Raw genomic sequence first — 1,022 nt, forward strand, 5'->3', positions numbered from 1 at the left:
CGTTGGGACGGGGCTTGCATACACGAAGACGCTGCCGCGTCCCCCCCAACCGCGCCCCACCGGTGGTTCCCCTTTGTTGCCCCTCCCCACACCCTCCCCGGGTTTGGGAAGGCAGGCCCCGCCACTCCACTAGCTTCAATCTCCGCTCCAGTCGACAAACAGCATAGCTGCTACTGGTGCCATCGAACCCACCCGGTTTACGGCCGCTCGAGATTGTCTGCGCGACCGGGGACTACCTCCAGACCCTACACTGGGACGCTACGACAACTATGGCGGCCAATACTACTCGGCTTAGTTGATCGGAAACCGGAGGAGCGCTCCAAGACCCCCGAATGCAGTATCGAACTGGGCACCTCGATCTGTGTCAGTCGACACAACGAGACACTCACCGCCTTGGTCGGTCGTCGCTTCCTCCAGCTCACGAATCTCTGCTGGTGGCCGTGCGTCGGAAACGAGGAGGACGTCGACTGCTCCATAGTCGAGGGCGGTTTGCGTTTCATCAGCTCCGTAGGCGACATCTCCACCCTGTCCCAGCACCGTGAAGAACCGATCGAGGGATTCCCGCTCCCGTCGGCGCTCAGCATCAGACAGTACGTCCTCGGCACGCTCAACGAGCTGCGAGAGACCCTGCTTGGTTGCGTACTCAATCGGATAGACGCCTAGTATGTGGTCCCGCAACTCGTGGTGGAGATAGTCACCCTGCTGGAACTCGTCGACGGTGATTGTCGTCCCGCCGAGGATGACGCCATCGACAGTGGGCTCATCGAGGAACGTCTGCTCGGCAGCGTCGGCGACCTGCTCGAAGAACTCGTGTTTCTGTCGGTCTCGCTCGCGTTCGAATCGCTGCGCACTCTGACCGCCAGCACGGGATTTTCCCATCACTTGGCTCTCGAAGGTCCGGCTGGAAACGATGCGTTCGCCGGCGAGGCGACCGAGGGCGGCACGGCCCCGTTCGAGGACGACCAGACCGTACACCTCTGACGGGGTGAGCGCCTGCTCGACGGGGGCTATCTCGAATTCAG

General features: G+C 62.1%; 1 protein-coding gene. It reads right to left on the reverse strand.

Annotation, left to right across the window (positions count from 1 at the left end):
• Positions 1-291: 291 nt before the first annotated feature.
• A partial coding sequence (locus QT222_RS00660; protein ID WP_491475971.1) for a Vms1/Ankzf1 family peptidyl-tRNA hydrolase occupies positions 292-1,022 on the reverse strand: 731 nt, incomplete at its 5' end.

This window comes from Haloferax sp. s1 (genome assembly GCF_058382125.1).